Raw genomic sequence first — 18830 nt, forward strand, 5'->3', positions numbered from 1 at the left:
AACCCAAATTAGCTCTTGTGACGCTATCCGTTAAGTTAATCGTAATTAAAGACTATTTTCGCTGATCTTGGCTTTATAAACAATCAATGGTTGGTTATTAACGGATCTTTTTTAAGTTTGGTGTTTTCAGCGATTATTAACAATAACGCTATAAATTGCCCACTAACTTAACACCAAGCTTGAGTAATAGGGCTGTAAATCATATTATTGGTCGATTACATGGAGGATTTGATGTTGGGTAATGAAAACCAGTAAGCTAAGTATTCGATTATTATGGTATATAACTCCACTGGTTATACTGCCATTGTTATTTTTAGGGGGCTTTACGCTCACTAATGTGACCAACTCTACGCAAAAGCAGGCCGACTTGATTATGAGTCGCTTTGTAGAACAACAACAGCAAAAAGTATTCAACTATATCGATTCTTTTCATGCAACGGCTAAGTTACTCTCTGCTTCACCGGTACTAAGTGACTTTTTAGCTAAAGATTTATTTGAAGACGCCAGCTATACCTATCGCCTTGGCGCGTTAATGGACGTATTTGCCAGTTACAGTGAAGCCTACCCTGACATTATTAGTATTAACTTAGTCTCAAAAACCGGTAAAAGTGACGCCTATTACTCCAGTAATTTAACCGTAGCGCCCAAATCCTACCCATTTTTTGATCAAGTAAAACAAAGTAATTTAAGCCAGCAGCAGTTTATGGTGCAAAAAGAAGATGGCACCACCAACTTATACTTTGTACAGCGCATATATAGCGTCGACTATTATTTAAAACGCCCACAACAGCTAGGCTTTATTATTCTTAAAGTCGACCCTTCTATTTTAAACACCAGCATTTTAGAAGCGCCTTATAACAACACCTTAAATTTGTTACTGGCCAACGATGGTAAAATTTTATTTAGCTCCGATTATAAAATGCGTGGCCACTATGTCAGCGAGTATGAACTAAATAAAATTAACGATTTAGCGGATATAGGTAGCTTATCAACCATTGAACTTTCAAGTGTTGATAAAATAGAGCGACTGATTTTTGCAGCCCAAATGAGTGGCGGCTACTATTATGTATCGACCATTCCAAAAGCAGTATTGTATCAGTCAGGCAAAGCAATTAGTGTGATCACCGGGCTAATTGTTATTATTTCTGTGATCACCCTACCAATCTTAATTTTTATTGTGGTGCGTAATTTACTGCTTAACCCAATAGAGTTATTAGGTGAAGCAAGTCATCGCGTTGGTGATGGCGACCTCTCTGTTACGCTCCCTGCATATACTACAGATGAAGTAGGAATACTGTTTAACGACTTTAATCACATGATTAACCAAATTAAACATTATCAACAGCAACTAGAAGAATATAAGCATCACTTAGAAGACAAAGTAGAAAGTCGGACTAAGGCGCTTGAGTCGATGAACAGTAAGCTTGAAACCGCCATCGCCCAAGCAGAGCAAGCAAACCAGCTTAAAAGCCGCTTTTTAGCCAATATGAGTCATGAAATTCGCACTCCGCTTACAGCCATTATGGGATTTACAGAGCAACTACTGCATAGCGAAAAACCAACCAATGACAAACATCATTTAGGTACTATTCTACGTAACTCAAAACATTTGTTAGAGCTTATTAATAACATTCTCGATCTTTCAAAAATTGAAGCCGAAAAACTCGCGGTTGAGCAAACGCCGTTAAATGTTGTACAACTTATTCATGATGTTGAATCAATCATTAAACCTCTAGCACAAGAGAAGCAGCTGTCATTTACAATTAATTATGCACTTCCGCTACCACATACTATTAATAGTGATATTACTCGCTTAAAACAAATACTGATTAATATTGCCAGTAATGCGGTTAAATTCACTGAGCAAGGTCAGGTTACAATAACCGCTAAATACCAAGCACCAAAAACGCTTACCTTTGTTATTGAAGATACCGGCATTGGTATGTCGTCAAACCAAATAAAACGATTATTTACGCCATTTGAGCAAGCCGATGCTACAACGACACGTCGGTTTGGTGGTACGGGATTAGGGCTATGTATTTCAAAAAACTTAGCTCAGTTACTAGGTGGTGATGTAAGTGTAACCAGTGAGGTGGGTGTGGGTAGTTGCTTTACCATCGATATAGATTGCCATTTGCATAATAGCCTTGGCGGCAATTTATTATTAACCGAGCATTCTCAACTAACACCAGAAAAGGATCCGCAGCTATCTTTTGCAAGCAACAGCTTTGATGCGCATATTTTGGTAGCAGAAGATAACCCCGATAATCAGTTACTGATTAAATTGCTATTACAAACATGGGGATTAGAGCCCGATATAGCCAACAATGGTGCACAAGCTGTAGAAATGGCGTTGGTAAACGACTACCAGCTTATAATCATGGATATGCAAATGCCGGTTATGGGCGGCTTAGAAGCAACTAAAATGCTCAGAGATGCGGCCTATGATGGCCCAATTATCGCTCTGACCGCGAATGTGATGAATCATGATATTGATACTTACCTTGAAGCAGGCTGTGATAAAGCGCTGGGCAAACCCATTGATAAAGACGCACTAGAAAATGTATTAGTCAGCTATTTACACCTTGAACGTGATAACCAAAACAAGTGGGATAGCTTATTGAAGAGTGAAAAGTTTCAGCAAATAAATGCTAATTATTTAGCAAGTTTACCTGATTATTTACAACAGATAAAAGCACTATATAACAGCCGTGACTGTGAGACATTACGCGCCCTTGCCCATAGTATTAAAGGCAGCGCTGGTTGTTTTAACTTTGATGAAATTTACCAAAGCGCCTCAGCGGTTGAACAAAGCTTAAAAGGCAATGATATGCCACAAAGAGAAAAACACGTTGCAGAACTTATTGCCGCAATAGAGCAAGCCATCGCTAATAAGTAATCGTTAAAAATTTAAACCCAGTGCCATGCCCATTAAAATCGCGTCTTCAAAGCCGTTTTTATTGGGTGCGTCACTGGGGTAATAATTTTTACGCACTGACATTTCAATAAAGCCTGCTCGTTCATACAAAGCAATCGCCCGCGTATTAGATTCGCGTACTTCTAAAAATAAGTTTTCGGCGCTTTGTTGCTCACCATACGCTATAAACTGCGTTAATAACTGCTGAGCAAATCCTTGTCCCTGAAAGCTTGGGGCGACACAAATATCCATTAGAGTAAAATCGGGTCCTGCTTTTTCACCAATATAAAAACCTATCATTTGCTCTTCATCGAACGCCGCTAAATTAAAATAACGTCCCTGCAAACATGATTGCATTGTTTTTAATGTCCAAGGATGTGTGTGGCAGCTGGTTTCAATGGCCATAAGCTCATTGATATTCTCATCGGTAACCGATTTAAAGTGTATCAAGGTGTTCACTCATTAATGCCCATAACGCACGTTTTTGTGCACTGGACAGGGAAGAATCAGGCAAGCCTAATTGTTGCTCATTAAACTCAATAGTTGATGACTTAACAATCTTGTCAATTATTACAGGCGCAAACGCACGCTCAATATCATCTTTTAACGTATCACAGAGTGTTAACGATGAATTAGCTGACTGCTCTGACGGAGCTGGGCGAAAGTGTTGATTAAGTTCAAGCTTTTCTATACCAAAAACAGATGCGTAACGTGAATGCATAACGACTCGATGGAATTAGTAAGTTGAATAATATATGAAGTAATCAAAACGATGTAAAGAAGAAATGGCAGGGGCGGAGAGATTCGAACTCCCAACCGTCGGTTTTGGAGACCGCTGTTCTACCAATTGGAACTACGCCCCTGCAATGACGATGAATTATAAAGACCTTTTGACAAAGGTAAAGTAAAAATTCAACTTTTTGGTTTGTTTGCTTTTTAAATAAACAAAACGGCGAATTAGCATGCTAATTTATGGTTTTTCACTTTTTAACAACTAGTATATTATTCAATCTCAATTGCTTGTAGCGTCTTAGCTCACTCAGAATAAAACTAAAGCAGTTATGATTTCAAACTTGCCATTGCGTAATTGCCTGTAGACACTTAAGCTTTATTTACTTTTAACTTTTTTAGCTCCTCTGTAATACTCAAAAGTGTTAGTGGCTTAGGCAAAACCGCATTCGCACCACACGCAATTAACCGTTCAGCTTCGCTGCCAACTGTGGCACCTGTTACGCCAATAATGGGATTAACAAAGCCTTGCTCGCGCAGTCTAACAGTTAACTCGTAGCCATCACAATTTGGCATCATGATATCCGTGATGACTAAATCAAAATCGCCTGTGCTTGCCTGATTTAAACCAATAATACCATCCTCTGCTTCAGTCACTATCGCGCCATTTTGGGTAAGGATCTTACTGGCTATCATACGCAGCATAGGTGTATCTTCGACTAGCAGTATTTTTAGGTTTTGCAGTAATTCGAAATCATCCACTTTTACTGAGGCTGCATCATGCTCATCAACACTATGCAAAACAAAGACTAACTCAAAATTAGCGCCACCGTTTTCGCTACTAATATAACTTAAATCTCCATCCTCCAAAGTGTTAGCTATTTGCTTGCAGATATTAAGCCCCAGCCCAGTACCTTCACTCAATGTATCGCCACGTTCAAATGCATTAAACATCTTATCTCGAAATTTAACATCGATACCTTTACCATCATCAATAACATTAATACGATAATGGGTTTTATCATGGCTTAAGGATTCGGCTGATTTCATTACAGTGACTGTGCTGCCACCACTATGTAATATCGCATTCTTAATTAAGTTCTGAATAATTTGGAAGATAGCTTTAGTGGAGCCTATATGATGCTCTGTAACTGCTCTTTTTGCTGAGAAGTTAATAATAAAATTATACTTTTCGGCTAAAGGCTTTACTCCTTCAATCGCCCGTTCAACGGTATCATGAACCGATATAGTTTCATTATTCTTGTACACAGCTAAGGTAGCACTACTAGAGGACGTTTTCATATCATCCAACACACATAGTAAGTGACTGGATAACCGCTGCAACTCTAAAATATTTTTCGAACAGTTTTGCTCAAGCTCAATATCTATTAGCATTTTTATGGTTGCAGCGGGTGTTCGCAACTCATGCCCAATGACTCCATATATTCGTTCATTTGTATCTAATTGCAATTGAGTTTTATCGACTAATGCTTGATAACTACTAAGAAGGTAATAAATTAAGATGGAAAGAACGATAGTGCTAAACACAACGCGTACCACAATCGCCGTGGTTTGGGGCTCACCATTGGCAAGTAACATTAATGGCGTAATATTTAAGATACACATGCAGATAATACGCGTTTGACCCTTTAGGACGAGCACTAGCACCACCACAAACAGCGGAGCTAAACTAGCTGGGACAACACCATTTACCAAAATAATAAAGGGAAAAGCCAAGGTAATCAAAATAGCCAATAGAGTTAACAAGCGTTGTCGAATTTTTTTAAAGGCAATAGCGCTTAATGCACATAACTCCCACACAGCAATTATCATTAATGACAATGTATTATTCGGCAACTCAAGTATAAATAAGCTAGCTGCAGTTAACAATCCACCCACACACAACAACCAAAGGATGAAAAGTTGCATTTGCTCTTCGAACCTATTTACCGCTGACTCATCAGTTCTCACAAAACCCCTCATTACCCTATATCAAATTGCGACCTAATAAGAAACTATCAAAGGTTTAGGATGGTATTTAACAATCCCCTCCTCCAATAAAAACGCTTTTACTCTTACCCTGTATTAATACATTTTTTTTATTAATTTTTAGCTAGTTGCAACGGGAGAGTTTAAACTGCAAATAGGGACAAAATTATATTCTCATACCTGAGTTGTTTGATTTTATTTATAGTATAGAACTGTTTTTTAATTTAGCAGCTCTTTTTACAATGTCTATAACCGCAGTTTACTGAGCTTATTTAATGCTATGAAAGTTTAAATTGTTATTTTTACGCTGCTACAAGCGTGACTTTTTTGATAAGGTTTTGCTTAGAGGTGTTTAGCTGGGTGTTTTTGTGGTTGGATGGTGATTAAAAAGTTGAGCTCAATAAGAAAAAAGCAAGCCATTAAATTAATGGCTTGCAGCATACAATTATTCCCACTCGATAGTTGCAGGTGGTTTACCTGAAATATCATAAACAACACGTGAGATACCGTCGATTTCATTAATGATACGGTTTGAAACCACACCTAAGAACTCATACGGTAAATGTGACCAACGCGCAGTCATAAAGTCGATGGTTTCTACACAACGAAGTGAAACAACCCAATCGTACTTACGTGCATCACCCATAACCCCTACCGACTTAACCGGTAAGAATACAGTAAACGCTTGGCTTACTTTATGGTAAAGCTCTGCTTTGTGAAGCTCTTCAATGAAAATAGCATCAGCGCGGCGTAATAAATCACAGTACTCTTTTTTGATTTCGCCAAGTACACGCACACCTAAACCAGGCCCTGGGAATGGGTGGCGGTAAAGCATGTCGTACGGTAAACCTAGCTCTAAACCAATTTTACGTACTTCATCTTTAAATAACTCACGTAATGGCTCTACTAAGCCCATTTGCATATCATCTGGTAAGCCGCCCACATTATGGTGCGATTTAATTACGTGCGCTTTACCAGTCGCTGAGGCCGCTGATTCGATTACGTCAGGGTAAATTGTACCTTGGCCTAACCATTTTGCGTTTTTAAGCTTTTTAGCTTGCTCATCAAATACATTAATAAACGTGTGGCCAATGGCTTTACGTTTATCTTCTGGGTCTGATTTACCTGCTAAGTCATTTAAAAATTGATCTTCGGCATCTACTTTAACAATGTTTAAGCCAAACTTATTGCCAAACATATCCATAACTTGCTGGCCTTCGTTTAAACGAAGTAGCCCGTTATCAACAAATACACAGGTTAGTCGTTCACCAATAGCACGGTGAATAAGCATAGCTACAACCGATGAATCTACACCGCCTGATAAGCCTAAAATAACTTCGTCGTCGCCTACTGTTTCTTTGATACGCTCAATGGCGTCATCAATGATTTTTGCCGGCGTCCATAATTTTTCACAACCACAAATATCAATAGCAAAACGCTCTAGTAAACGTTGACCTTGATGTGTGTGTGTTACTTCTGGGTGAAATTGTACACCGTAAAAGCGTTTTTCTTCGTTAGACATTGCCGCATGCGGACAAGTAGATGTTTTAGCTGTGGTATTAAAAGTATCTGGAATTTCCATTACTTTATCACCGTGGCTCATCCACACATCTAGTACACCATTGCCGCCATCAGTAATATGATCTTCAATGGCATCAAATAATGCACAGTTACCCACTTTTTCAACTTGTGCGTAACCAAATTCTTTTTTATCTGAGCTATGTACACGGCCGCCAAGCTGTGTTGCCATAGTTTGCATACCGTAACAAATACCAAGTACTGGAACGCCTGCATTAAATACATACTCAGGAGCACGCGGGCTGTTTTCAAGCGTAGTTGATTCTGGGCCACCAGAAAGGATAATACCTTGTGGGTTAAACTCGCGAATTTGCTCTTCGGTTACATCCCAAGCCCAAAGCTCACAATAAACACCAATTTCGCGTACGCGACGGGCGATTAACTGCGTGTATTGTGAACCAAAATCTAAAATGAGGATTCGTGAATCGTGAATGTCTTTGCTCATGAAGTATCTCGTAAAGTCAGGTGCTAAACGCCACCAGCTTAAGCTGTGTGACTATATTAGGGCTAACAAAGGTTAGCCCACTTATTTCAAGTTGTTAAGGCTGATTAGCCTAAACGGTAGTTCGGTGCTTCTTTAGTGATTTGCACATCATGAACATGCGACTCACCCATACCAGCAGAAGTTACACGTACAAACTGTGGTTTAGTGTTTAACTCTTCGATTGTGGCACAACCGGTTAAGCCCATTGCACTGCGAAGACCACCCACTTGTTGGTGAATAATTGTCGCAATTGGCCCTTTATAAGCAACACGACCTTCAATGCCTTCAGGTACTAACTTGTCAGCTTGGTTTGATTTTTGGAAGTAGCGATCTGATGAACCTTCTTTTTGATCCATCGCACCTAGGCTACCCATACCACGGTAAGACTTGTAGTAGCGACCTTGATAAAGTTCAACTTCACCTGGTGCTTCTTCAGTACCCGCAAGCATAGAGCCAACCATTACACACGATGCACCCGCAACCAATGCTTTTACAATATCACCAGAAAAACGAATACCGCCATCGGCAATCACTGGAATATCGCGACCTTTAAGGCCTTCAACCGCATCTGAAATGGCTGTTATTTGTGGTACACCACAACCAGTAACAATACGTGTAGTACAAATAGAACCTGGGCCGATACCTACTTTAACAGCATCAACACCAGCATCTGCAAGGGCAATAGCACCTTCGGCAGTTGCCACGTTACCCGCAACAATTTGTAAATCAGGGTAAGCTTGACGAGTCGCTGCAACACGGTCAATAACACCTTGAGAGTGACCATGAGAAGTATCGATTAGTAGTACATCAACACCGGCTTCAACTAATGCAGCAATACGCTCATCAGTACCTGCGCCAACACCTACCGCAGCACCTACACGTAAACGGCCTTGCTCGTCTTTACATGCATCTGGTTTGTCTTGTGCTTTTTGGTAATCTTTTACGGTGATCATGCCTTTAAGTTTAAACGCATCATCAACCACAAGAATCTTCTCAATGCGGTGTTCGTGCATTAAGCTTAAGATATCTTCGCGAGCAGTTCCCTCTTTAACCGTTACTAGGTTTTCTTTTTTCGTCATCACTGTTGAAACCGGCTGTTCAAGCTTAGTTTCAAAGCGCATATCACGACTAGTTACAATACCTACAAGGTTATTTTCGCTATCGGTGACCGGAAAACCTGAGAATCCCTTTTCCTGAGACAATTCAACAGCATCTGCAATAGTCAGATCGGCCGTTACTGTAACAGGGTATGAAACAATACCTGCTTCATAGGTTTTAACTTTACGAACATTTTTCGCTTGTTCTGCAATGGTCATGTTTTTATGAATAAAACCAAGACCACCTTCCTGCGCGAGGGCAATAGCTAAACGAGCTTCTGTAACAGTATCCATAGATGCTGAAATGAGCGGCAAGTTAAGTTTGATACCACGCGTTAAGCGAGTTGAAATATTTGCCGTGTGTGGCAAAACAGTAGAATGACCAGGTACTAAAAGTACGTCATCAAAGGTAAGAGCTTCTTTAGCGATTCTAAGCATTTTGGCAACTTCTCACATGTGGATCTAAGATAAGGAATTGCGGCCAAATTTTAACAGCGTTGTAGGCACTAGTAAATAATATTTTGTATTTATTTATGATAAGCTAGATTTATAAATGTTTTTTGGTAGTTTTTATGTTTTCTAAGCCCTCGCAAACGGTTTATACCGTATCTCGCCTTAATCGTGAAATACGTGCCTTACTTGAACAAGGTTTTGCGTCTTTAATACTCACAGGTGAAATTTCTAACTTTATTGCGCCTGCTTCTGGGCATTGGTATTTTTCGTTAAAAGACGATAAAGCGCAAATTAAAGCCGCCATGTGGCGAGGCAATAATCGCAACCAAAGTTACCGACCAATTAACGGCGCACAAGTAACCGTTAAAGCACGTGTATCTTTGTACGAACCCCGTGGTGACTACCAGCTTATTGTTGAACATATGGAGCCTGCCGGCGAAGGGCAACTTAAGCAAGAGTTTGACGCGCTAAAAATGCGTTTGGCTGCAGAGGGCTTATTTAGCTCCGCTTATAAAAAACCCCTACCCCAAAACATAAATCGCATAGGGGTGATCACCTCACCTACAGGCGCCGCAATTAAAGATATTTTAACAGTACTAAAACGTCGTGCGCCGCAATTAGAAGTCGTTATTTATCCTGCGATGGTGCAAGGCAAAGAAGCGCATGGCCATTTAATAAAGCAAATAGAGCTGGCAAATTTACGTAATGAGGTCGACGTTATTATACTCGGGCGCGGCGGTGGTTCATTAGAGGATTTATGGTGCTTTAACCATGAGCACCTTGCTCGCGCTATTTATCAAAGCGCACTACCCATTGTGAGCGCTGTTGGCCATGAAATAGACACCACGATTAGCGATTACGTTGCTGATGTACGTGCAGCAACTCCTTCTGCAGCCGCAGAGCTCGTAAGCCCCAATACACAAGAGCTACATAATAGGGTTAATCAGTTAATTAGCCGTTTAGCGAATGCATTTAAACACGACATTGCCGATAAACGCGCACTAGCCATACAGTTGCAGCACCGCTTAAATTTATGCCACCCGCGCAATCAGCTAAACCAAAAATCACAACGCTTAGATGAGCTGAGTATTGCACTGCAACAGGCAATGCGTCAGCGTTTATACAAGCAAGAACGCGTGTTAGCTAATTTAACTCCACGCCTAATGCGCCAATCACCAGATAAAAAGTTAGCAAATGCAAACCATCAGTTAGCACAACTACATGCAAGGTTACACCAAGCGATGCAGCAGCAACTACAACACGCAAATAATACGCTTGCCTTACAAGCAAGTCGGCTTGGTTCGGTTAGCCCTCTTAATGTATTAGCGCGCGGTTACAGCATTACTAAAACAACAGAAAATAAAGTGGTTAAATCAGTGGAAGATGTAAAAGTGGGTGATGTGTTGATCACTGAGTTAGTAGATGGCCAGGTTATTTCAAAGGTAGAAGCTTAGCCATATTGCTAAGCGCTAGCCTTGCGTACTAACAGTAAACTCAATACGGGCATCGTTAGATTGAGATGCACTGAGTTTAAATTGCTGCCACCAAGGTTCAAGATGAAGCTTATCGTTTAGCTCGCGCCATAATTTAGCTCCATAATTAACGGCATGTTGGTTAATGGTAAGCTCAAACTTACAAATTGTTTGCTTACACTTTAGCGCTGTAAGCTCAGCGCTATCTGCAAACTCATTAATAATTAAAAAGTCAGTTAACGCGACTTCAAGCTCGTAACTCCATTCGAGATTATCAGCCTCTTGTTCAAACTGTATTGCGAGCTCATCATCAAGCTCTACACTTTCTGATTGATTTAACTTTAACTGTTGTTGAGACTGCTTAAGCTGGATTGATTTTTTTTCAAGCCGCTGATTAAGCTCAACCACATGTTGTGCTAGCTGAGTTTGTTGATCAGCCTCTTGGGCTTTATTAACCTGCACAAGACCTTGCAAAGTAGTTGGCTGATTATTGACTTGAGTGTTAGCCGAAGAGATTACAGCTTGTTTGGGCGCTGAGGAAACACGAGTGGAATCTTTAAAAAACAAAAAGTAACCACTTGCTAATGCCACGCCTGAAGAAAAACAGAGCAGCATAGCCACAAGGTTACTTTTATATATCATTTCTAGGTACTCAAAAATTAAAGCATTGCACTGGTGTGCGATTCGTTTTCTGGCTCGGGGTATTCTAAAAAGTTTTGGTTCATACTTTCTGCCGGGCACTCACAATCAGGACGACCAATAATTTTTGCAGGTACGCCAACAGCAGTTGTGTGAGGCGGCACAGGGCTTAGTACCACAGAGCCTGCACCAATACGTGCGCCCTCGCCCACTTCAATATTACCCAACACTTTAGCGCCCGCACCAATAAGTACGCCCGCTCTGATTTTAGGATGGCGATCACCTTGCTCGTTACCCGTACCACCTAATGTAACCGATTGTAATATAGATACATTATCTTCAATTACGGCGGTTTCGCCAATTACAATACCGGTGGCATGGTCAAACATAATGCCTTGGCCTACTTTACAGGCAGGGTGAATATCAACCCCAAACACCTCTGAGGTACGGCTTTGAATAAAGCGTGCAAGCTCTTTACGGTTTTGTTGCCATAAGCAGTTAGCTAAGCGGTGTGCTTGAATCGCGTGAAACCCTTTTAAATTTAAAATCACAGTAAGGTAGGTTTCGGCTGCAGGATCACGATCTTTTACCGCTTTAATATCATGAGCAACATGTGTCAGCATCCGGTCACACTTTACAAAAGCTTGGTCAAACAACTCACGGATTGTAAAAGCAGAAACCACAGCATCAGCTAGTTTATTAGCAACAATAAAACTCAATGCCGACCCTAAGCACTCATGATTTAAAATACACGAATACACATGGCTCGCTAAAAGGGGTTCACGAGTTACTACTTCATTTGCTTCACTACGAAGCTGTTGCCAAATTTCATGACGCATAATAATGCCTTAAGTTAGTACAAAGAGCCTACCGCTAATTCTAACGGATTTAGCCGCCTAGGTGTTAATCCCTTCGTTATTTGTTCTAGTTATTATATATAACTAGTTAAATTTCATTTTTAGACTACTTTTTCAAAGCCATACTATATGACAGCTAGGCAGGTTTAACCATTTGTACAAAAATAAAATAAGTTAATAAAAATCAATAAATAACAATATATGACAGCACGTGTGTCATGTGCCAAAATAGCCACTGGCGTACTGCTGACGGCGTAAAAAATAATAATAAACGCTAAATTAGCATCATCAACTCAACAAGGATAACGATGATGAAAAACGACATATTAAATACAAAAAAACTTGGTTATAAATTTTACTTTCAAGATGGCGATAACCAAATAGCCTGTTTTGGAAGCTACTTCACAGGTAAAGAAGAAGTCTATATTAACGATGACTTAGTTAGCAGCAGACGCAGTGTTAATATAAAAAGCTCACACACATTTGAATTTGAAAATTCGCAGTACCAAGTGAAATTTGACATGCTCAACATACTGACAGGACGACTTGAATGCACTCTTTACAAAGATCAAGAAGTGCTTGCCAAGCAAGTTCAAAGTAGCCTTCCTAGCGATCCTAAAAAAGCGGCTTTTTTTATTCTAGGCTGCGCGTTAGGTGGTGCAGTATTTGGCTATACCACAGCAACAGTCGTAGAGCTAATTGTAGGGAAACTTTGACATGCAATTAAACCCTACAACGGTAAAGTCGCTTAGGCACACATTCGATTGGACACAACAACAGCTTGCCGATGCCTGCGATGTAAGCTTACGAACTATTCAACGGGTAGAAAAAGAAGGTGCAGCCTCAAAAGAAACCACCATGGCCTTATGTGCGGTATTTGAAGTACGCCAAGGTGAGCTTATTAAGCTTGATGAAAACAACCAAAATGATGCCAATAACAGCCCATCTAAAAGTTTTATTGCTGGTTTAGTTATTAGCTCTGTTATTAGTTTTGCCCTTGGTGCAGCCTCAGTACTATTAGTTAGTAACTAATAAAATATAAAAATGCCCCAATGCTTACGGCACAGGGGCATTTTTTATATTTAAGAACTTAAATTATTGAAATACTTTATCCACCTTTACTACTTCAATATTTTTTGCAGGAATTGCTAATTTATAATTAGCAATTACCTTATCTTCAGCCACTAACTCGGCAGGCTTATCGGTGTTGTACACCATAGGCGAGGTTTGCATAGTTGCTAAACGTTTTTGCATATCTTCACCATCACCGGTAACAAACACATAGTGAATATTCTCAGTTTGTAGGTTGTCTTTTATCACTCGATTTATATCGTCAACAGTCAATGTTTTAAGCTTGTTTGTTACATAGTTTACAAAACTATCGGTGTTATAAAACTCGCTATCTAGCGCATAACCTAACTGGCGATTTTGACTAGCAACCATTTGTGGCACAAAGTTAATTAAAAAGTTACGCGTGGCTTCAAAATCAGCCTCAGTCATGCCATTTTTAATTAGCTTATCTAGCTCAAATAATGCGGTACGGGTAGCAAAATGCGCATCGTTGTTTGAGCGCAGTGAACGCAGCCACACTTGGAATATTTGCTCAGAGCGCCCTAAGTTTGCATCCGGTTTAGTTTGAAACATACCTCGAGGGAAGTATTCAATGTAGGCGTAATCACCGTAATTCATACCACGGGTTTGACGAATACGTTCGTACAAGTAACTGTTAGAACTACGATGCTCACCAAAGTACGAACGCACTAACCACAATGCAGTCCAGTCGTCGCTGCTACGAATGGTATCAATAGGAAAACCAAACGATACAGCCGTTGATTGCGCTGACTTTTCAACAATTGTTGCATGATGACCTTCAAGCACTGGCGCATCAGGGATTGTTAAGCGGCTTTGTTCGCCTTTTGGAAGTGTCGCCAAGTCAGCTAACATTTGTGCTTTAAGTTTTTCAGGCACGGCACCAATTAAACCCACAGTAAGTTTAGCTTGTGTAAGTTCAGCATTATAAAACGCTTTAACATCATCAAGAGTGAGCGCTTCTAAATCTGATAAGTCACCGTAGTTATAGCTTTCATAAGGGTGACCTTTATAAAGTACGCTGTAGAGCACTTCTTTACCCAACTCTTCATCATTAGAGGCTTTTAAACCCGACTTAATGCCATCGATCATTTCTTTTTTCAGACGCTTAAAGTCATCTTCTCTAAAGCCTGGGCTTAACAGCTGCTCACTCACTAAGGCATACCACTGAGCAGCATTATCTTTATGAATACGCCCTTGGAACGACAGCATTTCTTTATCTATTTGATAACCAAAGCTACCCGCCAGCGGATACATTGCCTTTTTAATATCTTTGTAACTCATTGAGGTTGAGCCACCTTGCGCCAGCATTGCGGCAGTTAAAGCCGCTACGCCTTTTTTACCCTGCGGATCGGCAGCGGCACCGGTATTAAATAATAAGTTAATATCGATTAACGGCGAGCTATTAGTTTTATCCAGCACCTTAAAAATAGGCTTACTCGGTACTTGCTGATACTTAGCGACCAAGGCATCTAAATCGCTTTCTTGTTCAAAACCAGGGGCTTTATCAAGTGCTGACATAGTAATTGTGGTGCGGGCATTATCAACAAAATACTTATTTGCAACGGCTCTAATATCTTCGCTAGTGATATTGTCTGCTGATTTATACAGTTGGTTTATCACCTCAGGATCGCGCTCAAAATGCATATAGCTGGCAAGTGAAGAGGCAATTGCTTGCGATGAATCTAAACCATTTATAAAGCTGTATTTAAGATTAGACTTTAAATCGCTGAGTTTTTGGCTATCAACCAACTCGGTACGCGCTTTGGCATAGGTACGGTTTATAGCATCACGCACTGTGGCTAAATCATCGGCATTTTCAACTTTTACAAATACATGCAGTAACCCTGGATCTTTAGTTTCAGGATTATAGGTAAACATTTGACTCGCGATTTGCTTTTCTACTACCAGCTCTTGGTAAATATCTGAATTGCTCGAAAAATAAAGCTGCGACAGTAAATCTAATGCGGCTCTGTCTTTTTTCTGAGGCTCCCATGCAGCCCCTTTATACGACACAAGTAACCAGTGACCAGGTAATCCTTCGTTTTGCTCATGCACATATTTTGGCGCTTGTTGAGTTGGCTCTTTTGGAATATCAGCAACATAGTCACCTTTTTGCCAGTTACCCCAGTGCTTTTTAACCATCGCCATGGTCTCTTTTGGATCAACATCACCAACAATCACAAGCGATACATATTCAGGCTTATAAAACTTAGCAAAAAACTCTTTACCGTAGGCCATTTGATCTGGCATGGCTTCAATATCTTCAAAAAAGCCCATAGTAGTGTGTTTATAGGTATGCTTATCGAACGCTTCTTGGCGTACCGCACTTAATAATTTACGAATTGGACTGGCATTATTTTTTAAGTACTCGCCTTTAACCGTTAGCGCTTCGGTTCTAAATTGCTCTTCGGTGTAGCTTAGGTTTTGAAAAATATCAGCTTCAATCTCAAGTACTTTATCAAGATGTTGTTTTGAAAAATTTAAGTGGTAGTTAGTGTAATCGTTAGTTGTATAGGCGCGGTTATCAACCCCTGAATTTTTTAAAATATCTGAATACACATCTTGCGGAAACTTTTCAGAGCCTTTAAACATCATATGTTCAAAAAAGTGAGCAAAACCAGTTTTACCTGCTTCCACTTCATTACGCGAGCCAACAGATACAGGTATTTGTAGCGATACTACATCTGGGTAATCGGTTTTAACTACCATCACACGTAGGCCGTTATCTAGCTCTTCTATTAGGTAATCTTGTGAAAAAACACGCTCATCTGCTTTATTAACTTGTTCTTGTTGAGCTGCTGTTTGCGTGTTTTGACTTTGCTGCATAGCACAACCGGTTAAGGCCAGCGATACCGCTAGGCTAGTTGCCAATAATTTAAATTTCATTGTTATCCCTTTTTAAATTGAGCAATTTTTAAAACATTTACCAAACTAAGTATGCCGTAAAGTAATTAAATATAAGAGCCCTAAGCCTATTAATTATGTAAACAACTGTGTCAGTTAACTCTTTTCAGATTTAACTATGAAAATAATTCACGTTAATTGAGAAACTCTCAATAAATAAATCTATCTAGACGTCTAAATGGCTGCTATATTAAATCCATCATCACAAATTAAGCTGGAATGGGGATTATGGCTTTATCACTTCAAGAAAAAATACAGGACACCAACCAAGGTGTTTACCTAATTGGCACAACACCGCCAAAAATTGGGACTGATAAAGCGCAATTAAAAATCATTGCCGAAAAGTTATTAGGCCGTTTACACGAAATTGAATATGACGGTGTGATTATTTATGACATTCAAGATGAAAGCAGCCGTACAGAGCAAGCGCGTCCATTTGCATTTAAGCAAACAGTTGATCCGCGCGAGTACAGTCAACTCTTACGAGGCTTATCTGATCTTGATGTAATTACTTATAAAAGTGTAGCTCAGCGCGGTGTGAGTGAGTTTAAAGCGTGGTTAGATGAAACTAAAAATGACTACGATTTAAAAAACGTAGTGTTAGTGGGCAGCCCATCATCAGCGGGTGATATAAAGCTGAGCTTACCGAATGCCTACAAAACACTAGCAGAGCAGTCAGAAGACTTCTTTTTAGGTGGTGTAACCATTGCTGAGCGCCATGCCAATAAGCGCAACGAGCACCAACGCTTAATAGAAAAAACAGCACAAGGGTGCCAGTTTTTTATCTCTCAAGCCGTTTACAACGCACAAGCAACCATAGATTTAATAACCAGTTATGCGCGCACATGCAAAGCACAAGGCCTGACACCTAATCGGATTATATTAACCTTTACGCCTTGTGGTGGTGAAAAAACCTTAGAGTTTATGCAGTGGCTAGGCATCTCAGTGCCAGAGGCAACTAAATGGCGCATGCTTGATTCGGAAAATACATTAAGCGAATCGGTGCGTATTTGTCGCGAAAACCTCGACTCGATTTTAAAAAGCTGTGCCCACTTAGGTGTACCGCTGGGCTTAAATATTGAAAGCTTAACCAACCGTAAAGAAGAAATTGACGCGTCAATTAACTTATACCGTTTATTAAAAGCGATTATGGAACTCAACCTTGCGGAGAAACTGATAGCTTAATTGCGGGGTTCGGGGTTCGGGGTTCGGGGTTCGGGGTTCGGGGTTCGGGGTTCGGGCAGAATGATAAGCTACATAAAATAAGCCGGTTCAAGTAGTTAGCTTCGTTTATTTTAATAAGTACTAACTTGATCTGTCAGGTTTAAACTGTAGGACTTTATCAAAGCTTCATTTTGGCAAAGTGCCATGAGCGGACGTTAACGCCGCGTTAAGCGGACTAAAATTGTGGGTTGTAATGTGTAGCGAAGCGAAACATAACCCACTGTTTCTTTTCAGTTTAAGCGCCTTGTTATAAGTAATCAGCTCGAAACAAAGTGGTCCGTATTACTTATATACATTTTAATGTTTTGATACACTAGCGTGTTGTTTCTGGGGCCTATTTTATTCTTAGATTCTTTTACATTTACAGACCATTGCCCAAAGAAAACATACTCATCTCCAATTACTAGCGATTTGATAACCTCTGGGTTTTTCACGACTATTTGTACCACAGTTTTTTTGACGACTCCTTTGCTGTCAGGCTCAACAAACGGAGAATGTAATTCAACAACATGATAAGGAAACGTTGCCATTGGTTCTGATATTTTATAAATGAGCCCCGAAATGGAAAGAGGAAGAGTGTATTTTTTTCCTCCATAGTACTTAATAAAGTCAGTTAAGTTTTCATTATCGAAGAAAAATCTAGACCATGGAATTTTCTTACCTTTAAACTTTAAAACAATGAGAGACTTGAGTTCGTTATTATTTTCACAAAGAACTCTCAATTCAATTATCTGCTTTAAGGTACGTAAATAGTTACTTAGATTACCTTTATTGGAATATGATTTGTCACTTTCATTACCAGATCCCCAACCCTCAGACTTTTTACCCACTTCAATACTTGATAGTTCACGAAGTGCTTTGATTAGCACATGTAACCTAAACTCATATTTTTTATCCGATATCGCTTGAAATACTTCTGATTGAGAGCTTTTAGCAATAATATTCAATGCCCCTGAAATGTTGTACTTACATCCACTCGCATGAATCTCACTAGGCTTTAAACGAAAACAAGGTGGGATCTCTATTGTTTTTGATGCACACTTTCTTGGATGTCTACTAACAAAAGAAAGTTCTGCATTACATCCAACAGTTGCACAACTAATTTTTCCTTGTGGGTTTTTCTCATAACATACAACATTTACTATTTTATTATTAGTTAATCTAGCACTTGGTATTTTGCTTCCCACGGAACCTCCGTTTTACTTATAACAACTTTATCAGAGGACACTTTCCCTATTTTAGCGCGAAAACGTCTTTGTTTTGTGAACTTACATTAATAGAAAATAGTATAAGTGATTGCCAGCTATAAATATTATGCTTTCTGTAACTCATATAAACATGTAAAAAAGAGGAAAGCTTCCTCTTATTCTTATTAAGTTAATCACAACTCACCTG

At 39.7% G+C, this 18830-nt stretch carries 14 protein-coding genes and 1 tRNA gene; 5 read left to right on the plus strand and 10 right to left on the minus strand.

The features are described 5' to 3' along the window. Positions 1 to 241: 241 nt before the first annotated feature. Positions 242 to 2899 carry an ATP-binding protein gene (locus ACNSN2_RS11525; protein ID WP_055013071.1) on the plus strand — a complete coding sequence of 886 codons (2658 nt, stop codon included), beginning with the start codon at positions 242 to 244 and terminating at the stop codon, positions 2897 to 2899. Between the two features lie 3 nt (positions 2900 to 2902). On the opposite strand, the gene rimI is transcribed toward ACNSN2_RS11525, so the two are convergent. The 6 genes from rimI to guaB form a co-directional block, all read right to left on the minus strand. Next, a complete protein-coding gene (gene rimI, locus ACNSN2_RS11530) occupies positions 2903 to 3367 on the minus strand; it encodes a ribosomal protein S18-alanine N-acetyltransferase (protein WP_418609065.1) in 465 nt (154 codons plus the stop codon). Then, positions 3354 to 3638, minus strand: coding sequence for a hypothetical protein (locus ACNSN2_RS11535; protein ID WP_075169744.1), 285 nt, complete (start codon positions 3636 to 3638; stop codon positions 3354 to 3356). Before ACNSN2_RS11535 ends, rimI begins: the two co-directional genes overlap by 14 nt. 65 nt (positions 3639 to 3703) lie before the next feature. After that, positions 3704 to 3780, minus strand: a tRNA-Trp gene (locus tag ACNSN2_RS11540). A 238-nt stretch (positions 3781 to 4018) separates the two neighbouring features. Then, positions 4019 to 5617 (minus strand): response regulator, encoded by a 1599-nt coding sequence (locus ACNSN2_RS11545; protein WP_418607428.1) that lies wholly within the window; start codon positions 5615 to 5617, stop codon positions 4019 to 4021. Between the two features lie 463 nt (positions 5618 to 6080). Continuing rightward, complete coding sequence (gene guaA, locus ACNSN2_RS11550) at positions 6081 to 7658, minus strand: glutamine-hydrolyzing GMP synthase (protein ID WP_024602106.1); 1578 nt, start codon at positions 7656 to 7658, stop codon at positions 6081 to 6083. 104 nt (positions 7659 to 7762) lie between these two features. Next, positions 7763 to 9232: an IMP dehydrogenase gene (gene guaB, locus ACNSN2_RS11555; RefSeq protein WP_008110278.1), complete on the minus strand. Its 1470-nt coding sequence runs from the start codon at positions 9230 to 9232 to the stop codon at positions 7763 to 7765. Between the two features lie 134 nt (positions 9233 to 9366). On the opposite strand from guaB, the gene xseA reads away from it, so the two are divergent. Continuing rightward, positions 9367 to 10701 carry an exodeoxyribonuclease VII large subunit gene (gene xseA, locus ACNSN2_RS11560; protein WP_418607430.1) on the plus strand — a complete coding sequence of 445 codons (1335 nt, stop codon included), beginning with the start codon at positions 9367 to 9369 and terminating at the stop codon, positions 10699 to 10701. Between the two features lie 15 nt (positions 10702 to 10716). Here the strand turns inward: xseA and ACNSN2_RS11565 are convergent, their stop codons facing one another. Beyond that, positions 10717 to 11361, minus strand: a complete 645-nt coding sequence (locus ACNSN2_RS11565; RefSeq protein ID WP_128583356.1) for a hypothetical protein — start codon at positions 11359 to 11361, stop codon at positions 10717 to 10719. Between the two features lie 17 nt (positions 11362 to 11378). Further along, positions 11379 to 12197 carry a serine O-acetyltransferase gene (cysE, locus tag ACNSN2_RS11570; RefSeq protein WP_010387694.1) on the minus strand — a complete coding sequence of 273 codons (819 nt, stop codon included), beginning with the start codon at positions 12195 to 12197 and terminating at the stop codon, positions 11379 to 11381. 326 nt (positions 12198 to 12523) lie between these two features. On the opposite strand from cysE, the gene ACNSN2_RS11575 reads away from it, so the two are divergent. Both ACNSN2_RS11575 and ACNSN2_RS11580 read left to right on the plus strand, forming a co-directional pair. After that, on the plus strand, positions 12524 to 12931 hold the full coding sequence (locus tag ACNSN2_RS11575) for a hypothetical protein (RefSeq protein WP_418607432.1): 408 nt from the start codon (positions 12524 to 12526) through the stop codon (positions 12929 to 12931). 1 nt (position 12932) lies between these two features. Next, positions 12933 to 13247 carry a helix-turn-helix transcriptional regulator gene (locus ACNSN2_RS11580; RefSeq protein ID WP_075169747.1) on the plus strand — a complete coding sequence of 105 codons (315 nt, stop codon included), beginning with the start codon at positions 12933 to 12935 and terminating at the stop codon, positions 13245 to 13247. Between the two features lie 63 nt (positions 13248 to 13310). Here ACNSN2_RS11580 and ACNSN2_RS11585 read toward each other — a convergent pair whose 3' ends face one another. Beyond that, a complete protein-coding gene (locus ACNSN2_RS11585; RefSeq protein WP_418607434.1) occupies positions 13311 to 16193 on the minus strand; it encodes a M16 family metallopeptidase in 2883 nt (960 codons plus the stop codon). Between the two features lie 246 nt (positions 16194 to 16439). Between ACNSN2_RS11585 and ACNSN2_RS11590 the strand changes: the two genes are divergently transcribed. Then, positions 16440 to 17396, plus strand: a complete 957-nt coding sequence (locus ACNSN2_RS11590) for a methylenetetrahydrofolate reductase (protein WP_109874204.1) — start codon at positions 16440 to 16442, stop codon at positions 17394 to 17396. 296 nt (positions 17397 to 17692) lie between these two features. On the opposite strand, the gene ACNSN2_RS11595 is transcribed toward ACNSN2_RS11590, so the two are convergent. Further along, positions 17693 to 18622 (minus strand): hypothetical protein, encoded by a 930-nt coding sequence (locus ACNSN2_RS11595; protein ID WP_109874203.1) that lies wholly within the window; start codon positions 18620 to 18622, stop codon positions 17693 to 17695. Positions 18623 to 18830: the final 208 nt, after the last annotated feature.

Origin of the sequence: Pseudoalteromonas sp. US3C1013 (genome assembly GCF_048401115.1) — a bacterium.
In the GTDB taxonomy this organism is placed as follows: domain Bacteria; phylum Pseudomonadota; class Gammaproteobacteria; order Enterobacterales; family Alteromonadaceae; genus Pseudoalteromonas; species Pseudoalteromonas undina.

What these genes read in the sequence shown, in the direction of transcription:
- ACNSN2_RS11535 (WP_075169744.1), bottom strand. Translation starts at nt 3,638, where the DNA reads ATGCATTCACGTTACGCATCTGTTTTTGGTATAGAAAAGCTTGAACTT.
- ACNSN2_RS11585 (WP_418607434.1), bottom strand. Translation starts at nt 16,193, where the DNA reads ATGAAATTTAAATTATTGGCAACTAGCCTAGCGGTATCGCTGGCCTTA.
- ACNSN2_RS11580 (WP_075169747.1), top strand. Translation starts at nt 12,933, where the DNA reads ATGCAATTAAACCCTACAACGGTAAAGTCGCTTAGGCACACATTCGAT.
- ACNSN2_RS11575 (WP_418607432.1), top strand. Translation starts at nt 12,524, where the DNA reads ATGATGAAAAACGACATATTAAATACAAAAAAACTTGGTTATAAATTT.
- guaA (WP_024602106.1), bottom strand. Translation starts at nt 7,658, where the DNA reads ATGAGCAAAGACATTCACGATTCACGAATCCTCATTTTAGATTTTGGT.
- ACNSN2_RS11590 (WP_109874204.1), top strand. Translation starts at nt 16,440, where the DNA reads ATGGCTTTATCACTTCAAGAAAAAATACAGGACACCAACCAAGGTGTT.
- ACNSN2_RS11525 (WP_055013071.1), top strand. Translation starts at nt 242, where the DNA reads ATGAAAACCAGTAAGCTAAGTATTCGATTATTATGGTATATAACTCCA.
- guaB (WP_008110278.1), bottom strand. Translation starts at nt 9,232, where the DNA reads ATGCTTAGAATCGCTAAAGAAGCTCTTACCTTTGATGACGTACTTTTA.
- xseA (WP_418607430.1), top strand. Translation starts at nt 9,367, where the DNA reads ATGTTTTCTAAGCCCTCGCAAACGGTTTATACCGTATCTCGCCTTAAT.
- ACNSN2_RS11565 (WP_128583356.1), bottom strand. Translation starts at nt 11,361, where the DNA reads ATGATATATAAAAGTAACCTTGTGGCTATGCTGCTCTGTTTTTCTTCA.
- cysE (WP_010387694.1), bottom strand. Translation starts at nt 12,197, where the DNA reads ATGCGTCATGAAATTTGGCAACAGCTTCGTAGTGAAGCAAATGAAGTA.